The organism is Ensifer sp. NM-2, assembly GCF_003024455.1.
GTDB classification, from domain to species: domain Bacteria; phylum Pseudomonadota; class Alphaproteobacteria; order Rhizobiales; family Rhizobiaceae; genus Ensifer; species Ensifer canadensis.
On sequence record NZ_PVZR01000220.1, the window covers coordinates 1 to 237 of the forward strand.

At 68.8% G+C, this 237-nt stretch carries 1 protein-coding gene; it reads left to right on the top strand.

The annotated features are described in order from the left end of the window. Nucleotides 1–237 (top strand): VCBS domain-containing protein (locus C6558_RS39545; protein WP_146161049.1); only part of this gene is annotated, 237 nt, incomplete at both ends.

A 237-nucleotide genomic window follows, 5' to 3' on the forward strand; every position in this document is an offset into this window, starting at 1 on the left:
CGACACCCACAGCGCCGGCTTCACGGCCCAGGGCCCCAGCTACCTCGGCACCTTCGCGCTCGGCGCGCTGAACCAGGCGGGTGACTCGGTCGGCTGGAGCTTCCAGGTCTCCGACGGCGTGCTCGACAGCCTGCAGGCCGGCCAGACGCTGACGCAGAAGTATGACGTGACCGTCGATGACGGCCATGGCGGCACGGCAGTGCAGACGGTGACGATCACCATCACCGGCACGAACGA